The following is a 21,722-nucleotide window of genomic DNA, read 5'->3' as shown; positions in this document are numbered from 1 at the left end:
CGCAGATCGGAAGACTGGACACCGTGATCGTCGTCGTCGCCCCGGGTCAGGGCTCCCAGACCCCCGGATTCCTCGCACCCTGGCTCGGAGTGCCCGCTGTGGCCGAGCAGGTCGCCGCGCACTCGGAGGCGGTCGGCATCGACCTCGCCGCGCACGGCACCGTCTCGGATGCAGACACCATCCGCGACACCGCGATCGCGCAGCCGCTGATCGTCTCCGCCGGTCTCGTCAGCCTCGCCGCACTGCTGCAGGACGGGCGCCGCGAGCGGATAGCGGGAATCGCCGGCCACTCGGTCGGCGAGATTACCGCGGCAGCCGGAGCCGGCGTCCTGACGGAGGCCGACGCTCTCGTGTTCGTCCGCGAGCGCGCCCGCGCGATGGCCGCCGCCGCCGCCGCGACGCCGACCGCGATGAGCGCGGTCCTCGGCGGTGACGAGCAGGCGCTCCTCGCCCGACTCGCTGAACTCGGCCTCGAGCCCGCCAACTACAACGGCGGCGGCCAGATCGTCGTCGCCGGCGCGGTCGACGCGCTCGAGGCGCTCAGGGCCGAGCCGCTGCGCGGGACCCGCGTGATCCCGCTGCAGGTGGCCGGTGCGTTCCACACCCGCTACATGGCGCCTGCGCGCGACTCCCTCGCCGGCGTCGCCGCCGGGCTGACTCCCACCGACCCGACTCTGCGGCTCTGGACGAACCGCGACGGCTCCGTCGTCGACTCCGGCGCAGCGTTCCTCGAGCTGCTGGTCGGCCAGGTCGCCTCCCCCGTGCGCTGGGACCTCTGCATGGCGGCGTTCGCCGAGGCCGGTGTCACCGGGATCATCGAGTTGGCCCCGGCCGGCGCGCTCGTCGGCCTCGCCAAGCGCGGGCTCAAGGGCGTGCCGAGCATTGCCATCACCACCCCCGATGACGTGGACGCCGCCCGCGCCTTCCTCGACGAGCACGCCGCCTAGCAGGAGACAGCCCCATGACGACCCCTTCCCTCACCCAGTCCAGCGGCAGCGCCTACACCCGCATCCTCGGCATCGGCGCGGCGCGCGGCGACCTCGTCGTCTCCAACAACGACCTGATCGAGCCGATCAACTCCTCCGACGAGTGGATCCGCCAGCGCACCGGCATCATCGAGCGCCGCCGCGCCTCCGCCGATATCCACGCGGTCGATCTCGCGACCACCGCCTCTCTGGAGGCGATCGAGAAGGCCGGCATCCGCCCGGAGCAGATCGGCGTCGTTCTCGTCTCCACGATCAGCAATACCGTGCAGACCCCGTCACTGGCCGCTCTGCTCGCCGAGCGCATCGGTGCGAATCCGGCCCCGGCCTACGACATCTCGGCCGCCTGCGCCGGTTACACCTACGGCATCGCCCAGGCCGACTCCTTCATCCGCTCCGGTCTCGCCGAGTACGTGCTCGTCGTCGGAGCCGAGAAGCTGTCCGACCTGGTCAAGTCGACCGACCGCAGCATCTCCTTCCTCCTCGGCGACGGAGCGGGCGCCGCGGTCGTCGGCCCCAGCGACACCGCCGGCATCTCGAAGACCGTCTGGGGATCCGACGGCTCCAAGTGGGACACCGTCGGCATGGACAACCCGCTCGCCGCCTACCGCGACGGTACCGCCGAATGGCCCACGCTGCGCCAGGACGGCCCGTCGGTCTTCCGCTGGGCGGTCTGGGAGATGGCGAAGGTCGCCAAGCAGGCGCTCGCGGAGGCGGGCGTCCAGCCCGAGGACCTCGCCGCGTTCATCCCGCACCAGGCGAACATGCGCATCATCGACGAGCTCGCGAAGCAGCTCAAGCTGCCCGAGACCGTGGCGATCGGCCGCGACATCGAGACCACCGGCAACACCTCCGCGGCGTCGATCCCGCTCGCCACTCACCGCCTGCTCGAGGAGCACCCGGAACTGCACGGCGGACTCGCCCTGCAGATCGGCTTCGGCGCCGGACTGGTGTTCGGTGCCCAGGTCGTGGTGCTCCCCTGACCTGCGCGACCCCACCCCTAAACTGACCTACGGTCACTGACGAACACCCGAAGAAACCCCCCAAGGAGAGAACCATGGCACTGTCCAACGAAGAAGTCCTCGCCGGCCTGGCCGAGCTTGTCAACGACGAGACGGGCATCGCGACCGACTCCGTCGAGATGGACAAGTCGTTCACGGACGACCTCGATATCGACTCCATCTCGATGATGACCATCGTTGTCAACGCCGAGGAGAAGTTCGACGTGAAGATCCCCGACGACGAGGTCAAGAACCTCAAGTCGGTCGGCGACGCGGTCACCTTCATCGTCAAGGCGTCCGAGTAGTCAGCGCCCGTACGCCCCGGCCGGTGATCGCCGGCCGGGGTGTCCGCCATCCACCCCACGAAACAGAGAAGCTCGTCATGACCAAGAAGATCGTCGTCACCGGAATCGGTGCCAGTACTCCCCTCGGCGGGACCGCCCGGGACTCCTGGAACGCACTCCTCGCCGGCGAATCGGGTGCCCGCTCCCTTGAGCAGGACTGGGTCGCTCAGTACGACATCCCGGTCACCTTCGCGGCCCAGGCCAGGGTGCGTCCGGACGAGGTGCTCTCCCGCCCCGAGGCGAAGCGCCTCGACCCCTCCAGCCAGTTCGCCCTCATCTCGGCCCGCGAAGCCTGGGCCGACTCCGGTATCACCGACGTCGACCCGCTGCGCGTCGGCGTCGACTACTCCACCGGCATCGGCGGCCTGTGGACCCTCCTCGATGCGTGGGACACCCTGCGCGAGCGCGGTCCGCGACGAGTATTGCCGATGACCATCCCGATGCTCATGCCCAACGCGGCTGCCGCCGCGATCAGCATGGCCATCCCCTCCCGCGCCTACGCCCGCACCGATGTGTCGGCCTGCGCCTCCAGCACCGAAGCCCTGGCGAACGCCTACGAGCACATGCAGCTCGGGCTCGCCGACGTCGTCATCGCGGGCGGCACGGAGTCGGTCGTTCACCCGCTCCCGATCGCCGCCTTCGCGTCGATGCAAGCCCTCTCCCGCCGCAACGACGACCCGGCGACCGCCTCGCGCCCCTACGACGTCTCCCGTGACGGCTTCGTCCTCGGCGAAGGCGCCGGAACGCTCATCCTCGAGACCGAAGAGCACGCGCACGCACGCGGGGCCCGTATCTACGCGGAACTCGCCGGCGGCGCCGTCACCAGCGACTCCTACCACATCACGGCCCCGGACCCGGAAGGCTCCGCCGCCGCCCGCGCCATGATCGGCGCCCTCGAACAGGCCGGAGCGGCGCTCACCGACGTCACGCATGTCAACGCGCACGCGACCAGTACCCCCGTCGGCGACATCGCCGAATACCGCGCCCTGCTCCGCGTCTTCGGTGACCACCTCCCGAACATCGCCGTCTCCGCGACCAAGGCGGCGACCGGCCACCTTCTCGGCGGCACCGGCGCCATCGAAGCGATCTTCACCGTGCTCGCCCTCCACGAGCGCACCGCGCCGCCCACCATCAACCTCCTCGACCAGGACCCCCAGATCCCCCTGGACGTCGTCACCAGCCCCCGCGCTCTCGGCGACGGACCGCTGGTCGCCCTCTCGAACTCGTTCGGGTTCGGTGGGCACAATGCTGTAGTCGCGTTCCGGACCGTGTAGCGGGGCAGAGCCGACGATCCACGTGCCAGCCGATCGGCGACGCCGCGCGGGAGCGGCGTCGAGGCGAGCACCGCTCAGCCGACCCCGTGCATCCAGACGACCGGCGCGAAGTCGCCGCCGTAGCGGAAGGGCTCGAGTTCGTCCTCCCAGGCCTGGCCGAGGGCCAGGCGGAGCTCACGGTGCAGCTCGATGGGGTCGGCGCCGGCGAGCTCCATTGCAGAGCGGATGCGGTCCTCCGGAACGACCGTGTTGCCTGCGCTGTCGGTCTGCGCATAAAAGATGCCCAGCTCAGGCGTGTGCATCCAACGGCCTCCGTCGACCCCGGGAGAGGGCTCCTCGGTGACCTCGTAGCGCACGTCCGCCCAGCCGCGCAGTGCGGAGGCGATGACCGCTCCCGTGCCGACCGGACCATCCCACACGAACTCGGCGCGCTGGGCACCGCGGAGGACGGGTTGCTCGATCCAGGCGAAGTTCACGGCACGACCAAGAGCGCGGCCTGTCCCCCACTCGAGGTGGGGGCAGAGCGCGCGGGGGGCGGAGTGCACGAAGAGCACACCCCGAGTTTGTTGCGCCACCATGCTGTCCTCCGTTCGTCCCGGTGCGTCTTCCCCAACGACCCGGACCACGGAACACCTGCGGTGCGCCTTCTTCAGTTTGACGGTGGACATGCCACCACGCCCGATCATGCAGGAGCCGTGCACCTGCGTCAAGGCGGCTCGCCGCGTGCCTATACTCGGGTCGTCTGCGCCGCCGGACACCGCACACCCTCAAACGACCGCCGGGAGGAGCACCGTGTCCATCCGCGACGGCCTGCTGGCCCTGCTCACGCTCGGCCCCGCCTACGGCCTGCAGCTGCACGCCGAGCTGCTCGACCGCGCCGCGCACCGGCGCCGGGTGAATGTCGGTCAGATCTACTCGACGCTCGAGCGCCTGCGCGAGCGCGGCCTCGTCACCTCAGCGGGCTCCACCGACGACGGCCTCCCCCTGCACACCCTCACCGACGACGGCCTGACGGAGGCGAGCGCGTGGCTGCGAGGGGACGGAGCGTCCCCGGAGGAGGACTGGGACGACGTTCTGGACCGGGTGCTGCTGGCGTCGAGCCTGTCCGGCGCCGACCTGGCCGCCGTGCTCGATGCCTACGAGCCTTCCCCGCCCGGGAGCGGCCCGGAGCACACGGAGGACGGCGCCGCCGCCGCGCACCCGCAGCGACGCCTTGCTGCGATCGCCGACCAGGTGCGAAAGGAGGCGCTGGGCCGACTGCTCCAGGCCGCCCGGGACGAGCTCACCGGCGAGGGTCCGGCACGCGGGGTGCGCGGCTACGCTCAGGAGCGTCCGCGCCGCGGGCGTCGCGCCGTCAGTCGGGACGAGAGAGGCACGGGTGAGACACGCACAGGTGCTGTCGCCTAAGGTGGTTCGCATGCCTCGCACCCCCCTCGGCCTCCGCGTCCCCTCTCGGGCGCGTCGGCGCCTCGTCGCCACGGGAGCGGGCACGGTCCTCGTTCTCTGCGCCGCCCTGGCCGCTCCGCTCTCGGCGTCCGCCGCGTACAACCCGTCCGACTACCCGTCGTGGTCCGATGTCGAGGCTGCGAAGTCGAGCGAAAGCGCCACCGCCGCCGAGGTCGACCGCATCACCGCCTTCCTCGCCGACCTGCGCGATCAGGCCGCAGCGCTCACCGACGCGGCTATCAGCCGTGCCGCCGAGGCGGACGCCGCGCAGAGCGCCCTCGACGAGGCGACCCAGCGGGTGAGCGCCCTCGAGGAGCGCGCCTCCGCCGCCCGCTCCGATGCCGACTCCGCGAAGGAGCAGGCCGGCCGCCTCGCCGCGCAGCTCTACCGCAACGGCGGCACCGATGCCACGCTCAATCTCCTCATCGGCGGCGAGCAGTCGAGCCAGCTCCTTTACCGCCTTGGCACGATGACCCAGCTCACGCAGCAGACCAGTCGCCTACAGACCGCGGCGCAGTCGACCGAGAACCAGGCCGTCTCCCTCGCCGCCCAGGCCGAAAAGGCCCGGAGCGAGCGGGTCTCACTGGCCACGGCCGCAGCCGATGCACTGTCGGCCGCCCGGTCCGCCCAGGCCGACGCGGACGCGAAGGTCGCCGAGCAGGAGAAGTACAGCCAGGAGCTCTACATCCAGCTCGCCTCGTTGAAGAACACCACCGCCGAGGTCGAGAAGGAGTACGCCGACGGCCAGGACGCGAAGTCGGCTTTCGAGGAGCAGCAGCGCCTCTCCCGCCTCGCGGCGGAAGCCGAGGCTGCCCGCCAGCTCGCCGCGTCCGCTCCGGCAGCGGGAACTGCTCCGGCGGCACCCTCCGGCGGCGGAGGCGGAGGCGCCGTCGAACTCGGCGACGACGACCCGACAGGCGCGCGCAACAGCTCCGCCAAGACCATCGGTGCTCTCGGCAGTTACACGGGGCGATCGGATGGCCTCTCTCCTGCTGAGGCTCAGGCCTACGCCCGCACGGCCGTCGGCCGCTTCGGCTGGGGATCCGACCAGGTCGATCGCTGCCTCATCCCGCTGTGGAACGGCGAATCCGGATGGCGTTGGAACGCGCTGAACGTCTCTTCCGGCGCCTACGGCATCCCGCAGGCACTGCCTGCGAGCAAGATGGCCAACTCCGGAGCCGACTACCAGACGAACGCCGCGACGCAGATCGACTGGGGCCTGTCCTACATCAAGAATTCCTACGGCTCACCGTGCAACGCCTGGTCGAGTTGGAACAGCCGCTCTCCTCACTGGTACTGAGCGGGCACTGGTACTGAGCGGGCACTGGTACTGAGCGGGCACTGGTGCTGAGCGGGCACTGGTGCTGAGCGGGGAGGCCTGCCTCACTTCGCTCGGTCGTAGGAGTCGACGACGGCGACGGTGACCGGGAAGTCGACCTCGCCCGCGCCGAACAGCGAGCGTCCGGCACGCACCGCCGCCTCGCGGAGGATCCCGGCAACTCGCTCCGCCACCTCCGTGGGAGCATGCACGATCACCTCGTCGTGCAGGAAGTAGACCAGGTGCGCCCGGCCGAGCGCGCCGCCCTCAGCGCGCAGTCGCGCCCGCAGCTCGCCCATCCAGCACAGCGCCCACTCGGCCGCCGTGCCCTGCACTACGAAGTTGCGGGTGAAGCGGCCCCACTCGCGCGCTCGCGCCGCATCGGACGCCAGACCCTCCGGCCCGGGCGGCGAACTGCGCCCGAGCCACGTCGAGACGCTCTCGCCGCGCTCCCCCGCCCGCGCCGCCGCCTCGACGTGCGCGACTGAGCGCGGGTAGGCATGCGCGAGCCGCGGGAGTAGCCGCCCCGCCTCTCCGCTCGTCGCTCCGTACATCGCGCCCAGCATCGCGACTTTGGCGCGGGGCCGATCGGGGATCACGCCCGCGTCGACGATGCCCTGGTAGAGATCGCGACCCCGCCCCGCGGCAGCCATTGCGGAGTCGCCCGAGAGTGCGGCGAGGATGCGCGGCTCGAGCTGCGCCGCGTCCGCCACCACGAGGCTCCAGCCGGGATCGGCGGTCACCGCCGCACGAATCTGCCGCGGCAGCTGCAACGCGCCTCCGCCCGATGTCGCCCAGCGGCCGGTGACGACGCCACCGACCACGTACTCGGGACGGAACCGCCCCTTGCGCACCCACGCGTCGAGCCAGGCCCAGCCGTTGGCGGTCAGCAGGCGCGAGAGCTTCTTGTACTCCAGCAGCGGCGGGACCGCGGGGTGCTCGATCGCCTGCAGCTCCCAGGAGCGCGTCGATTCGACCGGCAGCCCCGCGCGTCGAAGCGCCTTCAGGAGCTCGGCCGGCGAGTCGGGGTTGAGCTCGGGCGCGCCGAGCTCGTCGCGCAGTTGAACGGCCAGCGCCTCCAGCCGCGCCGGACGCCCACCGAAGAGCGGGCGAGGGCCGAGCAGCTCGGTGAGCAGACGGTCGTGCACGTCGGCGCGCCACGGCAACCCCGCGTCGGCGATCTCGCGCGCGATCAGGGCGCCGACCGATTCGGCGGCCAGCAACAAGCGGAGGCGGCGGCCGGCCTCCGCGGCTCCCGCGAGCGCCTCCTCCTGCCGGGCCAGCTCAAGGACGGGGTCGAGCTCGTCGGAGCCGCCCGCCGCCTCCTCGAAGCCGATCAGCGTGTCGAGGGCGGCGGGAGCGACGGCTCCCGCGTCCCACGCATCCAGGGGCGACCGCGCGAGGGCCGAACCGGCGACGGCCGAGGATCGGCGGAGGATCGCACGGGCCAACCGGAGGTCGTGGCACCGCGCGACGAGCACCCCCGCCGCCAGCAGCGCGGGGTACCAGCGCGCGGTGTCGTCCCACACCCAGCGCGGACGCTCCGTCTCCCACTCGCGGACGAATGCCGCCAGTTCGGCGGGACCACGACCGCTCCCCACCTCGGCGCCGCTGGCGGGGTCGACCGCTCGCCACGCCCCGGTGGGGCCGCCGACGAGTGCGAGGAGCATCGGGCCATTCTCCCCCTGTGCTTTGTTCCCCTGTGCTCTGTTCCCCTGTGCTCTCTTTCCCTGTGCTGAGGCGCCACTCGTCGACGTCACGGCGACGGCCGCGACGGCGGGTAGCCCGGGAACGCCTTCTCCTGCGCGGTCGGCGGCTGATGCTTCCAGAGCGCTGCCGCGATCGTGTCCATCGAGCGGGAGTAACCGACGAGCGTGCGTTTCTCGGGCTCAGCGGCCCAGGTCACCGCCCGGAACCAGGTCTCGCGGTACGGGCCGGTCTCGATCCGGCGGACCAGGCCGATCCTGCCGGTGCGCAGCGCGTCGACCATCACCCACTCGTCCTGCCCGCTGCTGCGCAGCATCTGGAGCGGACTCCACTCGATCATCGCGTCTCCGGTCTCTCGGCCACCGTGGCGAGTACGGTCGCCGCGGCGTACACTCACAGACTATCGAACACATGTTCGAACAGCCAGAGGGTCCGGCGAGTGAACAAAAGCACGAGTAACGCCGGGACAGACCAGGCGCGGAGGCGGCGCGGAGTGGATTACTTATCGGCCGACCACGGGGCCCTCGTCATGGCGATCAGAGCCGCGACTCCGGAAACGATGCCCACACCGGCGATGGCGGACACGACGAGCCAGAGAACGAGTTCCATGAGTGCAGTCTATCCAGGCGCGGAGGGGATCCTTTCCGCCCGGCTTTGACCCCCCGACGAGGGGATAGCCTGGGCAGAGTGACCGACGCCCCCACCCGTGCAAGTGTCGGACTGCGCTCAGAGCGCGGCCCGATCCTTCTGTCCCTGATGATCTCGACCGCTCTGGTCGCCCTCGACGCCACGATCCTCTCGACGGCCGTCCCGTCCATTGTCGCCGACCTCGGCGGCTTCGAGCAGTTCCCCTGGCTGTTCTCGATCTACCTGCTGGCCCAGGCCGTCTCGGTTCCCCTCTACGGAAAGCTCGCAGACGTCATCGGGCGAAAGCCCATCATGCTGATCGGCATCGCCCTGTTCCTGGTCGGCTCGCTCCTGTGCGGCCTCGCCTGGAGCATGCCCGCCCTCATCGCGTTCCGAGCGTTGCAAGGCCTGGGGGCCGGAGCGATCCAGCCGATGGGGATCACCATCGCAGGTGACATCTACACCGTCGCCGAGCGGGCGAAGACCCAGGGCTATCTCGCGAGCGTGTGGGGCATCTCCTCCGTCGTCGGGCCGACCCTCGGCGGCGTGCTCTCGGACCTCGGCGCGTGGCGCGGCATCTTCCTCGTCAATATCCCCCTCTGCCTGCTCGCGGCGTTCCTTCTGATGCGCAGCTTCCACGAGACCGCGCGCGGCGAGAAGCAGCGAATCGACGTGGCGGGCGCCTGCGTGCTCGCCGTCGGCACCGCACTGCTGATCCTCGGGCTGCTCGAGGGCGGCAGCGCCTGGCCGTGGCTCTCCCCCGCCGGTGTCGGCGTCTTCGTCGTCGCGGCCCTCGCGTTCGTCGGCTTCGTCGCGATCGAGCGGCGGGCTGCCGCGCCCGTGCTCCCCCTGTGGGTCCTCACTCGGCGGGTGCTGATCTCGACCAGCCTGGTCTCGGTGACGGTCGGCGCGATCACGCTCGGCATCACCTCCTACTTCCCCACTTTCGCGCAGGGCGTGCTGGGCAGCTCCGCCCTCGGCGCGGGCTTCGCGGTCGCCGCCATGACCCTCGGCTGGCCTGTTGCGGCGAGCCTGTCGGGGCGGCTCTACCTGCGGATCGGTTTCCGCAACACGGGTTTTCTCGGAGCGGGACTGGTCGTGATCGGCACAGCACTGACCATCCTGCTCGGCGCCTCCTCGACGCTCTGGGAGATCGCGGGCTTCTGCGTGCTGATCGGCGCAGGGATGGGCCTCGTCGCGACGCCGACGCTGATCAGGGCGCAGTCGAGCGTCGACTGGAACGAGCGCGGAGTGGTCTCCTCGACCAACTTCTTCGCCCGGAACATCGGCAGTGCCGTCGCCGTGGCGGTGTTCGGCGCGATCGTCAACGCGTCGGCGGGCGTCGGCGTGCCCGCGCCGGCCGACCTCGCCGAGGGCACCCGCTTCGTCTGCATCGCGCTGACGGTGCTCGCCGTGGGCATGCTCCTCGCCGTGTGGGCGATGCCGAAGGAGCACCGGCCCGAGCCCGACACGGCCTAGCCGGATCTGCGCGAATCGGCGCGGCCTCAGCCGGAGCGGCGCGCCGCGGCCGTCGCGCGCAGACGATCGCGGTGACGGCGGCGCACACGGTGCGTCCAGCGCTGCAGCGACGACCCCATGCCCGGGTGCCGCGCCAGCGTGTGCAGTGCGCGATCGAAGCGGCGGAGCATGTCGGCGAAAGCGCCGAAGGGACGCGCCGAGATGCCCACCTCGAGGTGACGGTCGAGGACGATCCGGTGCCGCAACCCCAGGTGCACGCTGATTTCGACGTCGTCGTGCACGTAGGCGTCGTGCCGGTGCATCTCCTCCGCAATCTCCTCCCATGCCGAGCGCCGGACGGCGCAGTTCGAGCCGAAGAGCGGCCAGTTGGCCAGCGCCGAGCCCATCAGGACGAAATACGCATCCATGTAGGCGACCCGCGCGAGCACCCGGGCAACGGGGCCGAGTTCGTCGAAGCGGCCGGGACCGGTGACCGCTCCGACCTCCGGATCCGCGAAGTGGCCGGCCAGGCGCGCCAGCCAGTCCGGTCCCGGGCGGGAGTCCGCGTCGAGGCGTGCAAGCACGTCGCCGCGGGCCTCGTCGAAGCCGTGCGCTGTGCTCGCCGGGATCCCGGCTCCGTCGTGCCGCACCACCCGGGCGCCCGACGCGCGGGCGACCGCGGCGCTGTCATCTGTACTCCCGTCGTCCACGACGACGATCTCGAACGGGGCGAGCGTCTGCTCGCGGAGGAGCTCGAGCAGCTGCTCGAGGTGACGGGCATCGTCCTTCACGGGGACGACGACCGAGATGCGCCGGTAATCCATCCACCCAGTCAACGCGATACCTGCCCTCAGCGGAGATACCGCCACACCTGTCGGCCGCCCGCTACTCCTCCCCGCCGGGTACTCTCGAGGGGGTGCTTCGGCGGTCGGGGCGCCTGCTCCGGGATGGAGGTGACGCGCGTGTGGTTCCGGCGTCGACGCAGGTTCAAGATGGAACCGTACGACCCCGACGAGAACCCGTCGCGTGAGCCCGCCTCCGTCGAGGAGGCCGCCGAGGAGGGCCTGATGCTCGCGCAGTACGCGAGCCGGATGGCCGTGAAGAACCGCGTGCTGATGGACGGCCTGCGCGCCGACGTGCCCTTCGACGTCGACCGCTATTCCGTTATCGCTGCGGAGGAGCTCGAGAAGCTGGCGCGCGAATCGGAGGCGGCCGCCGAGCGCCTGCGCACCATCACCGCCGACGTGACGTCGGTGGGCGGCCGCTCCGACCACGTGCACGACTACCGCTCGGCGGACGTGGACAACCTCGATCACCGCGAGCAACTCTCGCTCCTGGTCGCCGACTCCCTGCACCAGCGCGCCCGAGACCGCGAGTACCTCACCACGCTCGTCGACGACGCGCGTCAGGACGCCTGGCGCGAGTTGGCCCAGTCGATCGAGGAGACTCTCGACCGCACGACGCGCCTGGACCCAGAGGCGGAGGAGTACCGCCGCGACCGCTCGGTGCGGATGGCACTCGTGATCGTGGACGACCTGGCCAAGCTGGCGGAGGAGCGCGGCGTCAGCCTCGAGGGCTGATGGGACTTCGAATTTATGCCCAGCCGGCCCGGAACGATTCAGTTGCCTCGGTCGAGCGCTCACGCACCGACTCCAGCAACTCCTCCATCGTCGCGCTGCGGAGGAACGCCAGCCGGTCGAACTCGGTGACCGGAGCGACGCCCGCGAGCTGCCAGGCGTGGGCGGCCGGATCCTCGGCCAGTTCGACGACGGCTCCGTAGCGCTGCTCGACGAACTCACTCGCCACGGCCAGCGCCGTGCGGACCGCCGACTCCGCCGCCGCCAGCGCGGGAGCGTGCTTCTCGTCCCACTCCAGATCGGGCAGAGGGCGGACCTCTGCGCGAGGGTACGGGTCGTCCTCGTGCCAACGGACAACCTCGAACCGTTCCTCGCCAACCGAGTCGAGCGTGACGAACGACTCGGCACCGTCGATATTCAGGATGCGCGCCCGGGCTCCGACCGCGAACCGCTGGTCGCCGCCGCCCACCTCCTGGCCGCGCTCGATGAGGACGACGCCGAACGCGAGGGTCTCGTCCTCGAGGACGTCGCCGAGCATCCGCAGGTACCGCGGCTCGAAGAGCCGGAGCGGAAGCGGCATGTGCGGCAGGAGCACGGAGCCGAGCGGGAACATCGGGAGATCAGGCACGGGATCAGGCAACCACGTCGAACGGGGAGCAGCCAGTACGGGCGCGGCGGGGCGGGACGTGCTAGCGGTTCGGCGGGGGCGACGTGCGGGGCCTGCCGAGTTCCGACGAACCTGACGTCGCCTTCGTGACGAGAGCACGATAATCGAAGTTGCCGGAGACCTCGCTGTGAAGTGGTGGCTTAACAGACTTGTGAAGAATCGAGAAAAGAAAGACGTCAGCGAGAGACAAGAGTTAAACTACTTATTCTCTACGGTCGCCGGACTGCAACACTTATCGAATGACACAGCACCCCCCTTCCCAGTACCCACAACCGAGGTCGGCCCGGAGCCCGCGCCCGTTCGCCCTCGCAGTGCTCTGGCCCTCACCGCACTCATCCTCGGCATCGTCGCGATCATCCTTTCGATCATTCCCCTCATTTGGGGACTCGCAATTCCGGTCGGCGTTGGAGCCGTCATCGTCGGCGCGATCGCCCTCATCAAGCGCGGACACCCGAAGTGGCTCAGCATCACCGGCCTCGCCCTCGGTTCCATCCAGGAATCGCCTGCCTCCGATCCGTCCTTTGCTCCCGATGCTCCCGAACCCGCGCCGGTGGCCGATCTGAACTCTGCATTCGGAGCGGCCGTCACCTACACCGACGGCGTTGCCATCAGCGTGTCCGCTCCGGGCGAGTACATTCCGGGCGAGTAAGCATCGGGAGCAACACAAGCGGCGAACATCGCGTTCACTCTGACTATCACCAACAATTCAGACGTGAACCTGGACCCGTCCACTTATTCCCGGGTAGCGTCCGGCGGCGTCGAAGCGTCGCGCATCTTCGACGCAGGGAACGAGACGGTCGACGTAAACACCACGCCCAACACGGTCATCCTGCCCGGCGGTACGGTGACATGGACCGAGGCCTATTCCGTTGCAGACCCCGCGAAGGTCATCGTCCAGATCGCTCCGTCGTTCGACTACGAAGACTCGGTGTTCACGAACGTCCCCTAGCATTGATGGTCAGGCTGTCTTCTCGCCGTCGAAGACGCGGCGCACACGAGGCCCCTATCGTCCGCCGTCGCCCCGTCCCCTGACCCGATTGATGGCACTCATCAACAGATACAGGGCGGAGATGATCACCAGACATCCGGCCGCAACTCCCGCCGTTTCCGCCAGCGAGAGCCCATTCTTCACTGCGAAGACCGGAACGGCCACCGCGGCGACGATGATACCCGCCGTGACGCCTTATCTTATCTGCAATGGCGGCTTGACGATGACACACACTCCGGATACCCGAGTTCTGGCACATGAATACGCAATTCAGCCTCGCACATGCCGTTGCTCGCGATGTAGGCTGCCGCCATGCCTGCTGCACCGCCCGACGCAGCCACCCCTTGGTCAACCCTGTTCATATCCAAGGATGGCCCGCTCACGTCCCACCCTCCGCCAAGTAGAGACACTCCGACGATCGACGACGTAGCAGACGGTTCGACGGCTTCCGTGGTGATCGTGAGCCCATCGCCCAGGTCGTAGTGTGTGACGGTCATTCCTCCTTCGCGATGCGTCCTTCGGGGAAGAGAAGAACCAGGGAGAGAGGAGATTGCGGCATCAAGGGCGGCGCGATCGGGCTGGCCGGGCAAAGCCGACGAACGAGGAGGCGACATCTCTGCTGCACCTACTGACGGCGAAATGGCGCCGACGGAAAGCACAAGCGCCGCCGACCCAGCAACCACCTGACAAAAGAACGCCTTCGTTGTCTGTTTCTTCTTCATTGTTCCGAACCTCACCGCGTAATCGTGAGTCCGCTCAGTTTCGTGGAACCACTAGTGGTAGACCGATGTCTACTCCGATCTGCGAACGATCGCCAATCGAGTCGAGTCGTGCGCAGTCGAAGCAAGCGCTCTCATCCCAGCCGTCGCAGTGATCTCCGCATCTCCTCTCAATATTCTCGTGAGAACCGCAGCAAGTTTGACTCTGTGCTGCGGTGCACCATTCTTGCTTGGTTGCATCCCCGCAATCACCAGACATCGCCGACGAATTGTTCTGCGAGTGAACGAATCGACGAATCAGATGCTTCGCGGGCGGACGGGCTGGAAGCCATGGCGACGAAGCAGGTCCTTCACGGGGTCGTGCTCGTCGTGCAGGTAGGCGCGCGCCAGCAGGTCATTGAAGCGGCGCGCCGAGTCCGGGGCCCGCTCGTCGACGGGGACAGTGAGCAGCTCGGGCGGATCCTGACGCAGGAGCAGGCTGTTCGCGGTAAAGATCGCGGTGCGCTTGTTACCGTCCATGAAGGGCTGAGCTTTCGCGATCTTCACGAAGAGATCGAGGGCCTGCTCGCGAGGACCAAAGGCCGCGCACGCCGCAACGAGGATTCGCTGGAGGCCTGCCTCGTCGACCGCCTCCGGCTCGTGCCGACCGAATCGGGTGGACACACCGATGCGATCGGTCGTGCTGCGGAGCCGACCGGGGTGCAGAGAGCCGCTGCGGGTGAGGGTGCCGTTGATCTCGCGCACATAGTCCGCGTCGATCGGGCGCGTCCGGTTCTCGATGATGAAACGGGAGGCGTCCCTCAGATCCTCCAGAAGCGCCAGATCGGCGCGGGAGGTCACCCCGGAGAGATCGCCGGAGCGAAGAAAGCTCTCGGTGTCGAACCGCCCCGTGGCTAATCCGTCGAAGACACGGCCCGAGGTGTAGACGACGGCAGCGAGATCTGCGACGACGAGATCCATCACGATCTGACTCTTTCTCGGATGCCAGCCGCGTGTCGATCCTTCGGCTGATCGGGACTGTGCAGTAGGGCGTACGGGACTTGAACCCGTGACCGACGGATTATGAGTCCGCTGCTCTGACCAGCTGAGCTAACGCCCCGCGGCGACCGACCGTGCGCCCGTCAGGAGGCGGCTGGTGCGGACGCTGCGTCGGGGGCCGGATCGGCCACCGGTTCCCCACGATACAGGCTCTCGAAGGTGCTGATCGTGCGGTTGATGTCGTGCGCCGCGACGATGCGGAGGGAGGCACGCTTCATCGCCTCGAAGTCGTCCTCGTCGGCGGTGAGCACCGCGGTCAGGCGCTCGGCGAGGGCCTCGGCGCTGCCCGGAGCGAACAGGTAGCCGTTCTCGCCGTTGTGCACGAGGTGCGGGAGAGCCATTGCGTCGGCGGCGACGACGGGCAGGGCCGAGGCCATCGCCTCCATCGTCGCGATGCTCTGCAGCTCGGCGATCGACGGCATGGCGAACACGGTGGCGCGGGAGTACGCCTCCTTCAGCTCGGCGTCTGCGACATAACCGGTGAAGTGGACACGATCGGCGATGCCGAGGGTCGAGGCGAGCTGCTGGAGAGTGCGCATCTGATCGCCGCCACCGACGATCTCGAGCTTCGCGTCGAGCGCCGGGTCGAGCAGGGCGACGGCCCGCAGCAGGACGTCGATGTTCTTCTCGCCCGTCACACGGCCGACGAAGAGGATGGTGTTGCCGGAGCGCGGGGTGAAGTCAGGCGTGTAGTTGTCGGCGTCGATGCCGCAGGAGATGGAGCGCACGCCCCGCAGGCCCGTGTACTTCTCGAGGAACTGCGCGGCCTTACGGGTCGGCGTGGTGACCGCTTCGGCCCGGCCGAAGGTGCGGCGCGCGGCCCGCCACGCCATCGTGACGGCCTTGGCCTGGACGGCCTTGGGCAACAGGGTGAACTCGAGCATGTTCTCCGGCATGAAATGGTTCGTGCCGACGATGCGGATGCCGCGCTTGGCCGCCTCGATGCCGAGTCCTCGGCCGACGATGATGTGCGACTGGAAATGCACGACGTCGGGCTTCACCTCGTCGAGAATGCGCGCACTGTTCTGGCGGATCCGCCACGGCATCGCGAAGCGCAGCCAGTCGTGCGGATACCACCGCCAGCTGTAGAGGCGGTGCACGATGATCCGCCGGCCTTCGTGGGTCTCCACCCGGGTGCCGCTCCAGCCATCGGCCGAAGGGGCAACGACGTGAACCTCGTGGCCGCGCTGCTCGAGACCGGCGGCGAGACGCTCGGCGAACTTCGCGGCACCGTTCACGTCGGGGGCGAACGTGTCGCAACCGATCACGACCGTCAACGGTCGGGATTCGGGCGACACCGGTCGGGACGCGTCGCGGGGATCTGACACGGGCGGGGTCCTATCGGTGTCGTGCCGCTCGAGGAGAGAAGGGAGCGATCGGCGGAGGTCGTTCGGTTTCGGGGCTCTCGGCGCGGACCCATTGTAGGGAGGGCAGTCCTGCCAACCCGGGATCCCGCGCCGTCAGCGCGCCTGCGGGTGGTGCTTAGCGAGGAGGAAGACTCCGGAGATGGCGATACCGCCGGCCACCACGAAGAGCGGCACCGCCCACGGAGCCGCGTACTCCGCCTCCCCCAGCACGATGATGCCGATCGCCACGGCGACCAGCGGATCGATGACGGTGAGGCCTGCGACGACGAGGTCCGGCGGACCGGAGGAGTAGGCGTTCTGCACGAAGTAGCCGCCGAGCGCGGTCGCCGCGAGGAGCGCCACGATGCACACCGTGGTCAGCGGATCGAACTCGCCGTACTTGATGCGGTTGAGCACGACCTTCGCAAGCGTCGCGACGAAGCCGTACACCACTCCCGCCCCGACAATGTAGAAGATCGCCTTCGCCCCGCGGCGGAAGACGCGGAAGGCGATCACGAACACCGTGAGGACCACTCCGAGGATCACCAGGATCGTGATGAGCTCGGGCGTCTTGATCGACTTGTCGACAGCATTGAAGGCAGCGACGAGGACGAAGATGCCCACGCCGGCAACGCAGAGCACGACGGCCCGGATCGACGCCGGATTGAGTCGCACATGGCTGACCCGCGCGTTGACGATCGTCGTGATCACAAGCGCGACGGCTCCGAGCGGCTGCACCACGATGAGTGGCGCGAAACCCAGGCTGGTCAGCTGGAAGACGATCGCGAGGCCCAGGAGCAGCGTGCCGATCACCCACGACGGCCGCGAGAGCAGCGCGACCAGCTGGCCCCCGCTGAGCCCGGAAGAGCCGGACCGCTTCGAAAAGCGTTCGACTTTCGCGACTCCGCGGTGCTGGAACTGCGCGCCCAGAGCGAGGAACACCGCACCGACGAGGGCGATCGGGATGCCGATGAATTTCCCCGGGTCGTTGAGGAGTTCGGCGAGGTCGGCGGGCATAGGTTCGACCCTACCCAGATCGCTCCCAGGAGTCTTCCGACTCACGGGCGACCCGACGACCGGGCGACCCGGCGACCGCGCGACTCGGCGATACCCTGTCCCTCATGGCCGTCCTCCCCATCCGCATCGTCGGCGACCCCGTCCTGCACTCGCCCGCCTCTCCCGTCACGGAGTTCGACGACACCCTCCGCACACTCGTCGCCGACATGTTCGAGACGATGGACACCGCGCCCGGAGTCGGCCTCGCCGGCCCGCAGGTCGGTATCCCCCTGCGCCTGTTCGTCTACGACTACGCCGACGACGACGGTTCCCCCCGCCGGGGTGTCGCGATCAACCCGGAGCTGTTCGTCACGCCGACTCCGCTCGGCGAGGCCGACGACGACACGGAGTCGGAGGGATGCCTGTCCTTCCCCGGCGAGCGCTTCCCGCTGCGCCGCTCCGAGCGCGCGATCCTCCGCGCCGTCGACCTGGAGCAGAAGCCCTTCGAGATCGTCGCCGACGGCTGGTTCGCCCGCGTCTTCCAACACGAGTTCGACCACCTCGACGGCGTCCTGTACGTCGACCGCCTTGAGCACGACTACCAGAAGTCGGTCGCGAAGATCACCCGCAAGCGCGGTTGGGGCGGCCCCGCCGTCTCCTGGCTGCCCGGCGAAGAGCACCTCGAGGACTGACGCGGGCCCGAGGACTGACGCGGGCTCGAGAACCTCCTCAGGCCAGGTCGACCCCGTGCACGCCGTTATGGTGGCGGATCGCGGGGAAGGAAGCGGTGACGCTGCGGCCGACGCCCGGCGTCCGCTTCTCCGTCACATCGCCGCCGAAGAGGGCGGCGCGCTCTCGCAGCTCGGCGAGGGCGGGACTGTCGATCCGCTCGGTGAGCGAGCGCAGATCGGCGTCGAGGGCGCTCGCGTCCTGCTCCGCCGCTGCGTGCTGCTCGCGATCGTCGTCCACCTCGACGCGCAGGCCCGTGGTGGTCCAGCGCGAGCTGATGCGCACCTCGGTGCCCGGGCCTCCGGCGGCCAGCGCCGAGTCGAACGCGTACTCGAGCACGCGGAGCACGGCCACCTCGGCACCGTCCCGCAGCATAAACGGCTCGCCGAACGACTCCTCGCGCACCCTGAGCCCGCGCTCGCGGGCGTCGTCGATCAGCGGGACGGAGCCGCCGGTGCGCGGCAGGTCCCCCGGATCGACCGAGGCGACGGTCGCGATGCGGCGCAACTGGGCCAGCGAAGCCTCGGCGGCCCGCACGGCCCGCTGCGCCGAGCGGGCAGCGGCGGCGGGGTCGCGGTCGATGGTGAGGCTGACGCTCTCGGCCTCCTCGACGACACGCGCGGCACTGCGGACGGCGATCTGCTCGAGCTCGCCGACGATGCGCAGTCGCGCCTCCTGCTCTCCGACGGCTAGCTCAAGGCGCACGACCCGCGCCGACGACTCGGCCCGGCTCTCGAGGGCACGACGTGTGTCGCCGACCGCGCGGCGCCAGAGAACAACGGCCGCCACGACGGCGATCAGGGTGATGGCGAGGACGACTTCGAGCACGACGGCCTCCGGGGAACGGGACGGGTTCGGCGCGGGGGCGCCGGTGAGAGATCGTACCCGCGCGCCGGATCCGGGACCTGAGCCCGCGGAGGGGGTTGCGGAGGCGTCAGCTCCCGGAGCGCACGGACCGCGTCACGGTGAAGCGCCGGTCGCGTGCCACGACCGTGGTCGGTCCGACCGCGCGCCGCAGCTCCACCGGATGGGCGAGGTGGGAGTTGAAGACTGTCCACAGCACGCCCCCGGGTCGCAGCACACGACCGGCCGCGCGGAGCATCCGCCGGGCGACGAGGTCGGTGACGGCTCCGTCGGAGTGGAACGGCGGGTTGCAGAGCACGATGTCGACCGAGGACGGCTCCAGAGTGGAGGCGTTGTCGTCTCGGAGGACGCGGACGGCGACTCCGTTGGCCGCAGCGGTCGCCCGGGCGGACTCGACGGCGGCGCGGGAGCTGTCGGTCGCCGTCACCGTGACATCGGGTCGCGCGCGGGCGAGCACGGCGGCGAGCACGCCGGTGCCGCAGCCGAGGTCGAGGGCGGCGCCGACGGGAAGGGAGTCGAGGTCGAGCGCGGCGACCAGGGCCCGGGTGCCGAGGTCCAGGCGTGCGCCGGCGAAAACACCGGGCAGGGCGACAACCTCGAGGTCGAACTCGTCGAGGCGGCGGCGCTCAGGCTCCGGAGCTGGCGGCTGGTCGTGGTGCGCCTCGCTCGCGAGCAGGGCACGGGACTTCTGTCGGGCGAGCGAGACGTCGATCCGGCCGTAGCGCCTGGCGAGCACGTCGTTCATCGTGCGAGTCATGTGCTTGATGCGGCCGGCGCTGATCAGCGTCGCGGCCGGATTCGCGAGTGCTGTCTCGGCGGCGAGGGCAGCCAGGGCGTCGAGCGAGCGCGGCAGGCGGACGAGCACCGTGTCGGCATCGCTGACGGCCGCGGCGACGGAGTCGACGATGTCGATCGGCGCGGGATCGACTCCGGAAGCGCGCACCGCCTCGAGGTTCTGGGCGAGAGCGCGCTCGGCCGTGATCGAGTCCTGCACGACGCGCACGGGTCGGCCGTCGGCGGCGAGAGCGAGGCTCAGTGCGCCGTAAGCGTCGCCTACGACGGCGATGCGGCCTCGCTCGGGGGCGAGGCCGAGGAGCAGGCGGTCGCTCGCATCGACGGCGACCAGATCCGGCGCCTCGATATCGGGCAGGCGGCGGAGGAGGGCGAGCACGTCCTCGCGCATCGCGCCTCCGATCTGTGGTCTGCGCCAGCGGCGGTGTCTCGGAGGCGGACCGCCCGCAGGCAGAGAAAAAGGGCCTGAGAGTGGAGTCCCGGACCCTTCGCTCCCCCACTTGGACTCGAACCAAGAACCTACCGGTTTGTAGGTCCTCGTGCCGCCGCCACCGAGGTTGACTCAGAATCACCGAGACTCCGCTGCTGCGCACCGATCTGGTGGTTCCACCCTAAGGGCCGTTGCAGGCAGGTACTGCCTCCAACTGGCCAATCAGACCCACTGCGGCCATGAACATGGACACGCTTCTCGACCGGGTTTGAAACCTCCGGTGGGACACGCTACGGTCGTTGAAGAAGGCCCGGGGACTCCACTCCTCGGGTCTTCTTCGCGCAGTCGCCACCGACTGGCTGCCCAGCATCTGCTGCGCCTCGCCGGCAGGAGGGCCGAAGCGACCGGCCGAGCTGCCTCACAGATGGGCGAGCACTGGTCACGACGAACGAGCGCCAGCCGCCAGTCCGGCCTACCTGAGCGGGATCACGAACACGTTGTGCTCCTCGCCGTAGCCGAACTCCGTGAAGTGCTGGCGGACGCCGTCGCCGTCGTCGAGCCGGTCCGAGTACTCGGACATGTCGTAGCGGACGTCGGCGCCAGGCAGGCCGTTGTCCTGGGCGAAGTCGGCGAGGACCCCGTCGTCACCGATGACAGCGAGGACCTGCGGCCCGGCGACGTCCCATGCTTGTGCGAGGAGGGCCTGCGTCCCGTAGGGAGCGGGCAGCGCCGCCAGGATGATATCGGTCATGGTTCCTCGTCAGCGCGACGCCCGTCGAGCGTCAGCGTGAATACACGCCAATGACCGTCGCGAGATACGCCCACCCGTTCCAGGTCGTGATAGAGGTGATATCGCCGACCCAGCGACCGCGAGGAGAGCCTCGTCCGTCACAGCGCGCGCACTCGTCACTCGACCAAGCCAGGCGTAGTAGCCGGACTTCGAGACACCCCATTCGATGCACATGAACGCGACGGGATATTCAGCCGATGCAGCCCAGTCAGCGATGCCAGCGCAGAGTACCGCTGGCCGTTCGCGAACCAGGTCGACACTTTTTTGCGAAGTTGATCTGCCTTTCCCTATGTGCGCGCTCGCGTCGAAGGCGTTTCACCTCGGCACGCTCGGGTTCCGTCAAGGGCGTGTCGCCAACATCGGCCGCGTCGCACAGCGGGGTGGGCGCGGCTTTCGCCATCCATTTTCTGACACTTGTCTCACTGACGTTGAGTTGCTTCGACACTTCCGCGACGGAATATCCGCCGTCGATGATCAACGCGATCGCGTCGCGCTTGTCTTCCGTCGCGCTTGTCTTCCTCGGTAAAGCGGCTCATCGTAATTGAGGGTGTAGTCGGGGTCTGAAGCCGCCAGTTTCGAGCAGGCTGCGGGCGATGTAGTTGGTGAGGTTGCGGAAGCCGAGGGCGGA

At 69.4% G+C, this 21,722-nt stretch carries 23 protein-coding genes, 1 tRNA gene and 1 pseudogene; 11 read left to right on the top strand and 14 right to left on the bottom strand.

Annotated features, from left to right (window positions below; all coding sequences use genetic code 11):
• The first annotated feature begins 23 nt into the window (after positions 1 to 23).
• The 4 genes from C5D07_RS09940 to C5D07_RS09925 all read left to right on the top strand — a co-directional run bounded on the left by C5D07_RS09940 (position 24) and on the right by C5D07_RS09925 (position 3,602).
• Entirely contained in the window at positions 24 to 947 is a 924-nt protein-coding gene (locus C5D07_RS09940) for an ACP S-malonyltransferase (protein WP_068253574.1), read from the top strand.
• A gap of 14 nt (positions 948 to 961) precedes the next feature.
• Entirely contained in the window at positions 962 to 1,966 is a 1,005-nt protein-coding gene (locus C5D07_RS09935; protein WP_068253577.1) for a beta-ketoacyl-ACP synthase III, read from the top strand.
• Between the two features lie 74 nt (positions 1,967 to 2,040).
• A complete protein-coding gene (locus tag C5D07_RS09930; protein ID WP_068253578.1) occupies positions 2,041 to 2,289 on the top strand; it encodes an acyl carrier protein in 249 nt (82 codons plus the stop codon).
• Positions 2,290 to 2,366: 77 nt separating this feature from the next.
• A complete protein-coding gene (locus tag C5D07_RS09925; RefSeq protein WP_068253580.1) occupies positions 2,367 to 3,602 on the top strand; it encodes a beta-ketoacyl-[acyl-carrier-protein] synthase family protein in 1,236 nt (411 codons plus the stop codon).
• A 74-nt stretch (positions 3,603 to 3,676) separates the two neighbouring features.
• Here C5D07_RS09925 and C5D07_RS09920 read toward each other — a convergent pair whose 3' ends face one another.
• On the bottom strand, positions 3,677 to 4,180 hold the full coding sequence (locus C5D07_RS09920; RefSeq protein ID WP_068253582.1) for a DUF3145 domain-containing protein: 504 nt from the start codon (positions 4,178 to 4,180) through the stop codon (positions 3,677 to 3,679).
• A 214-nt stretch (positions 4,181 to 4,394) separates the two neighbouring features.
• Here C5D07_RS09920 and C5D07_RS09915 point away from each other — a divergent pair, with 214 nt between their 5' ends.
• Both C5D07_RS09915 and C5D07_RS09910 read left to right on the top strand, forming a co-directional pair.
• On the top strand, positions 4,395 to 5,009 hold the full coding sequence (locus tag C5D07_RS09915) for a PadR family transcriptional regulator (RefSeq protein WP_167542356.1): 615 nt from the start codon (positions 4,395 to 4,397) through the stop codon (positions 5,007 to 5,009).
• A gap of 10 nt (positions 5,010 to 5,019) precedes the next feature.
• Positions 5,020 to 6,348, top strand: a complete 1,329-nt coding sequence (locus C5D07_RS09910) for a coiled-coil domain-containing protein (protein WP_084415891.1) — start codon at positions 5,020 to 5,022, stop codon at positions 6,346 to 6,348.
• An 83-nt stretch (positions 6,349 to 6,431) separates the two neighbouring features.
• On the opposite strand, the gene C5D07_RS09905 is transcribed toward C5D07_RS09910, so the two are convergent.
• Entirely contained in the window at positions 6,432 to 8,036 is a 1,605-nt protein-coding gene (locus tag C5D07_RS09905) for a bifunctional 3'-5' exonuclease/DNA polymerase (RefSeq protein ID WP_104259277.1), read from the bottom strand.
• Between the two features lie 86 nt (positions 8,037 to 8,122).
• Positions 8,123 to 8,413, bottom strand: coding sequence for a hypothetical protein (locus C5D07_RS09900; RefSeq protein ID WP_068253588.1), 291 nt, complete (start codon positions 8,411 to 8,413; stop codon positions 8,123 to 8,125).
• Positions 8,414 to 8,829: 416 nt separating this feature from the next.
• Here C5D07_RS09900 and C5D07_RS09895 point away from each other — a divergent pair, with 416 nt between their 5' ends.
• Positions 8,830 to 10,179 (top strand): MFS transporter, encoded by a 1,350-nt coding sequence (locus C5D07_RS09895; RefSeq protein WP_084416178.1) that lies wholly within the window; start codon positions 8,830 to 8,832, stop codon positions 10,177 to 10,179.
• A gap of 26 nt (positions 10,180 to 10,205) precedes the next feature.
• On the opposite strand, the gene C5D07_RS09890 is transcribed toward C5D07_RS09895, so the two are convergent.
• Entirely contained in the window at positions 10,206 to 10,982 is a 777-nt protein-coding gene (locus C5D07_RS09890) for a glycosyltransferase family 2 protein (protein ID WP_068253594.1), read from the bottom strand.
• A 168-nt stretch (positions 10,983 to 11,150) separates the two neighbouring features.
• On the opposite strand from C5D07_RS09890, the gene C5D07_RS09885 reads away from it, so the two are divergent.
• A complete protein-coding gene (locus C5D07_RS09885) occupies positions 11,151 to 11,738 on the top strand; it encodes a hypothetical protein (RefSeq protein WP_104261896.1) in 588 nt (195 codons plus the stop codon).
• A gap of 13 nt (positions 11,739 to 11,751) precedes the next feature.
• Here C5D07_RS09885 and C5D07_RS09880 read toward each other — a convergent pair whose 3' ends face one another.
• Positions 11,752 to 12,363, bottom strand: a complete 612-nt coding sequence (locus C5D07_RS09880) for an LON peptidase substrate-binding domain-containing protein (protein WP_237358146.1) — start codon at positions 12,361 to 12,363, stop codon at positions 11,752 to 11,754.
• A gap of 166 nt (positions 12,364 to 12,529) precedes the next feature.
• Here C5D07_RS09880 and C5D07_RS09875 point away from each other — a divergent pair, with 166 nt between their 5' ends.
• Positions 12,530 to 13,051, top strand: a complete 522-nt coding sequence (locus tag C5D07_RS09875) for a hypothetical protein (protein WP_146076719.1) — start codon at positions 12,530 to 12,532, stop codon at positions 13,049 to 13,051.
• A gap of 63 nt (positions 13,052 to 13,114) precedes the next feature.
• On the top strand, positions 13,115 to 13,351 hold the full coding sequence (locus tag C5D07_RS09870; protein ID WP_068253603.1) for a hypothetical protein: 237 nt from the start codon (positions 13,115 to 13,117) through the stop codon (positions 13,349 to 13,351).
• A 239-nt stretch (positions 13,352 to 13,590) separates the two neighbouring features.
• Here the strand turns inward: C5D07_RS09870 and C5D07_RS15405 are convergent, their stop codons facing one another.
• From C5D07_RS15405 to C5D07_RS09850, 5 genes are all read right to left on the bottom strand, one after another.
• Positions 13,591 to 14,112 carry a hypothetical protein gene (locus tag C5D07_RS15405; RefSeq protein ID WP_146076720.1) on the bottom strand — a complete coding sequence of 174 codons (522 nt, stop codon included), beginning with the start codon at positions 14,110 to 14,112 and terminating at the stop codon, positions 13,591 to 13,593.
• Positions 14,113 to 14,406: 294 nt separating this feature from the next.
• Complete coding sequence (locus tag C5D07_RS09865) at positions 14,407 to 15,069, bottom strand: Fic family protein (protein WP_104259276.1); 663 nt, start codon at positions 15,067 to 15,069, stop codon at positions 14,407 to 14,409.
• A gap of 65 nt (positions 15,070 to 15,134) precedes the next feature.
• Positions 15,135 to 15,208: transfer RNA gene (locus tag C5D07_RS09860), tRNA-Ile, on the bottom strand.
• A 22-nt stretch (positions 15,209 to 15,230) separates the two neighbouring features.
• Positions 15,231 to 16,475 (bottom strand): glycosyltransferase, encoded by a 1,245-nt coding sequence (locus tag C5D07_RS09855; protein ID WP_249028218.1) that lies wholly within the window; start codon positions 16,473 to 16,475, stop codon positions 15,231 to 15,233.
• A 132-nt stretch (positions 16,476 to 16,607) separates the two neighbouring features.
• Positions 16,608 to 17,510: a DMT family transporter gene (locus C5D07_RS09850; RefSeq protein WP_068253611.1), complete on the bottom strand. Its 903-nt coding sequence runs from the start codon at positions 17,508 to 17,510 to the stop codon at positions 16,608 to 16,610.
• A 104-nt stretch (positions 17,511 to 17,614) separates the two neighbouring features.
• On the opposite strand from C5D07_RS09850, the gene def reads away from it, so the two are divergent.
• A complete protein-coding gene (gene def / locus C5D07_RS09845; protein WP_104259275.1) occupies positions 17,615 to 18,181 on the top strand; it encodes a peptide deformylase in 567 nt (188 codons plus the stop codon).
• 37 nt (positions 18,182 to 18,218) lie between these two features.
• On the opposite strand, the gene C5D07_RS09840 is transcribed toward def, so the two are convergent.
• The 4 genes and pseudogenes from C5D07_RS09840 to C5D07_RS16450 form a co-directional block, all read right to left on the bottom strand.
• Positions 18,219 to 19,046 (bottom strand): sensor histidine kinase, encoded by an 828-nt coding sequence (locus C5D07_RS09840; protein WP_104259274.1) that lies wholly within the window; start codon positions 19,044 to 19,046, stop codon positions 18,219 to 18,221.
• Between the two features lie 106 nt (positions 19,047 to 19,152).
• Positions 19,153 to 20,265: a class I SAM-dependent methyltransferase gene (locus tag C5D07_RS09835; protein WP_104259273.1), complete on the bottom strand. Its 1,113-nt coding sequence runs from the start codon at positions 20,263 to 20,265 to the stop codon at positions 19,153 to 19,155.
• 511 nt (positions 20,266 to 20,776) lie between these two features.
• Positions 20,777 to 21,055 (bottom strand): hypothetical protein, encoded by a 279-nt coding sequence (locus tag C5D07_RS09830; protein WP_104259272.1) that lies wholly within the window; start codon positions 21,053 to 21,055, stop codon positions 20,777 to 20,779.
• Between the two features lie 247 nt (positions 21,056 to 21,302).
• Positions 21,303 to 21,587: pseudogene (locus tag C5D07_RS16450) on the bottom strand (transposase); the annotation flags it as partial.
• Positions 21,588 to 21,722 lie beyond the last annotated feature (135 nt).

Source organism: Rathayibacter tritici, from assembly GCF_002932875.1.
Taxonomy (GTDB): domain Bacteria; phylum Actinomycetota; class Actinomycetes; order Actinomycetales; family Microbacteriaceae; genus Rathayibacter; species Rathayibacter tritici.
This window is presented reverse-complemented; position numbering and strand designations above follow the sequence as displayed.

Coding starts and splice junctions, on each gene's coding strand:
- C5D07_RS09935 (WP_068253577.1), top strand. CDS start 962: ATGACGACCCCTTCCCTCACCCAGTCCAGCGGCAGCGCCTACACCCGC.
- C5D07_RS09930 (WP_068253578.1), top strand. CDS start 2,041: ATGGCACTGTCCAACGAAGAAGTCCTCGCCGGCCTGGCCGAGCTTGTC.
- C5D07_RS09925 (WP_068253580.1), top strand. CDS start 2,367: ATGACCAAGAAGATCGTCGTCACCGGAATCGGTGCCAGTACTCCCCTC.
- C5D07_RS09920 (WP_068253582.1), bottom strand. CDS start 4,180: ATGGTGGCGCAACAAACTCGGGGTGTGCTCTTCGTGCACTCCGCCCCC.
- C5D07_RS09910 (WP_084415891.1), top strand. CDS start 5,020: ATGCCTCGCACCCCCCTCGGCCTCCGCGTCCCCTCTCGGGCGCGTCGG.
- C5D07_RS09905 (WP_104259277.1), bottom strand. CDS start 8,036: ATGCTCCTCGCACTCGTCGGCGGCCCCACCGGGGCGTGGCGAGCGGTC.
- C5D07_RS09900 (WP_068253588.1), bottom strand. CDS start 8,413: ATGATCGAGTGGAGTCCGCTCCAGATGCTGCGCAGCAGCGGGCAGGAC.
- C5D07_RS09895 (WP_084416178.1), top strand. CDS start 8,830: ATGATCTCGACCGCTCTGGTCGCCCTCGACGCCACGATCCTCTCGACG.
- C5D07_RS09890 (WP_068253594.1), bottom strand. CDS start 10,982: ATGGATTACCGGCGCATCTCGGTCGTCGTCCCCGTGAAGGACGATGCC.
- C5D07_RS09885 (WP_104261896.1), top strand. CDS start 11,151: ATGGAACCGTACGACCCCGACGAGAACCCGTCGCGTGAGCCCGCCTCC.
- C5D07_RS15405 (WP_146076720.1), bottom strand. CDS start 14,112: ATGAAGAAGAAACAGACAACGAAGGCGTTCTTTTGTCAGGTGGTTGCT.
- C5D07_RS09865 (WP_104259276.1), bottom strand. CDS start 15,069: ATGGATCTCGTCGTCGCAGATCTCGCTGCCGTCGTCTACACCTCGGGC.
- C5D07_RS09850 (WP_068253611.1), bottom strand. CDS start 17,510: ATGCCCGCCGACCTCGCCGAACTCCTCAACGACCCGGGGAAATTCATC.
- def (WP_104259275.1), top strand. CDS start 17,615: ATGGCCGTCCTCCCCATCCGCATCGTCGGCGACCCCGTCCTGCACTCG.
- C5D07_RS09835 (WP_104259273.1), bottom strand. CDS start 20,265: ATGCGCGAGGACGTGCTCGCCCTCCTCCGCCGCCTGCCCGATATCGAG.
- C5D07_RS09830 (WP_104259272.1), bottom strand. CDS start 21,055: ATGACCGATATCATCCTGGCGGCGCTGCCCGCTCCCTACGGGACGCAG.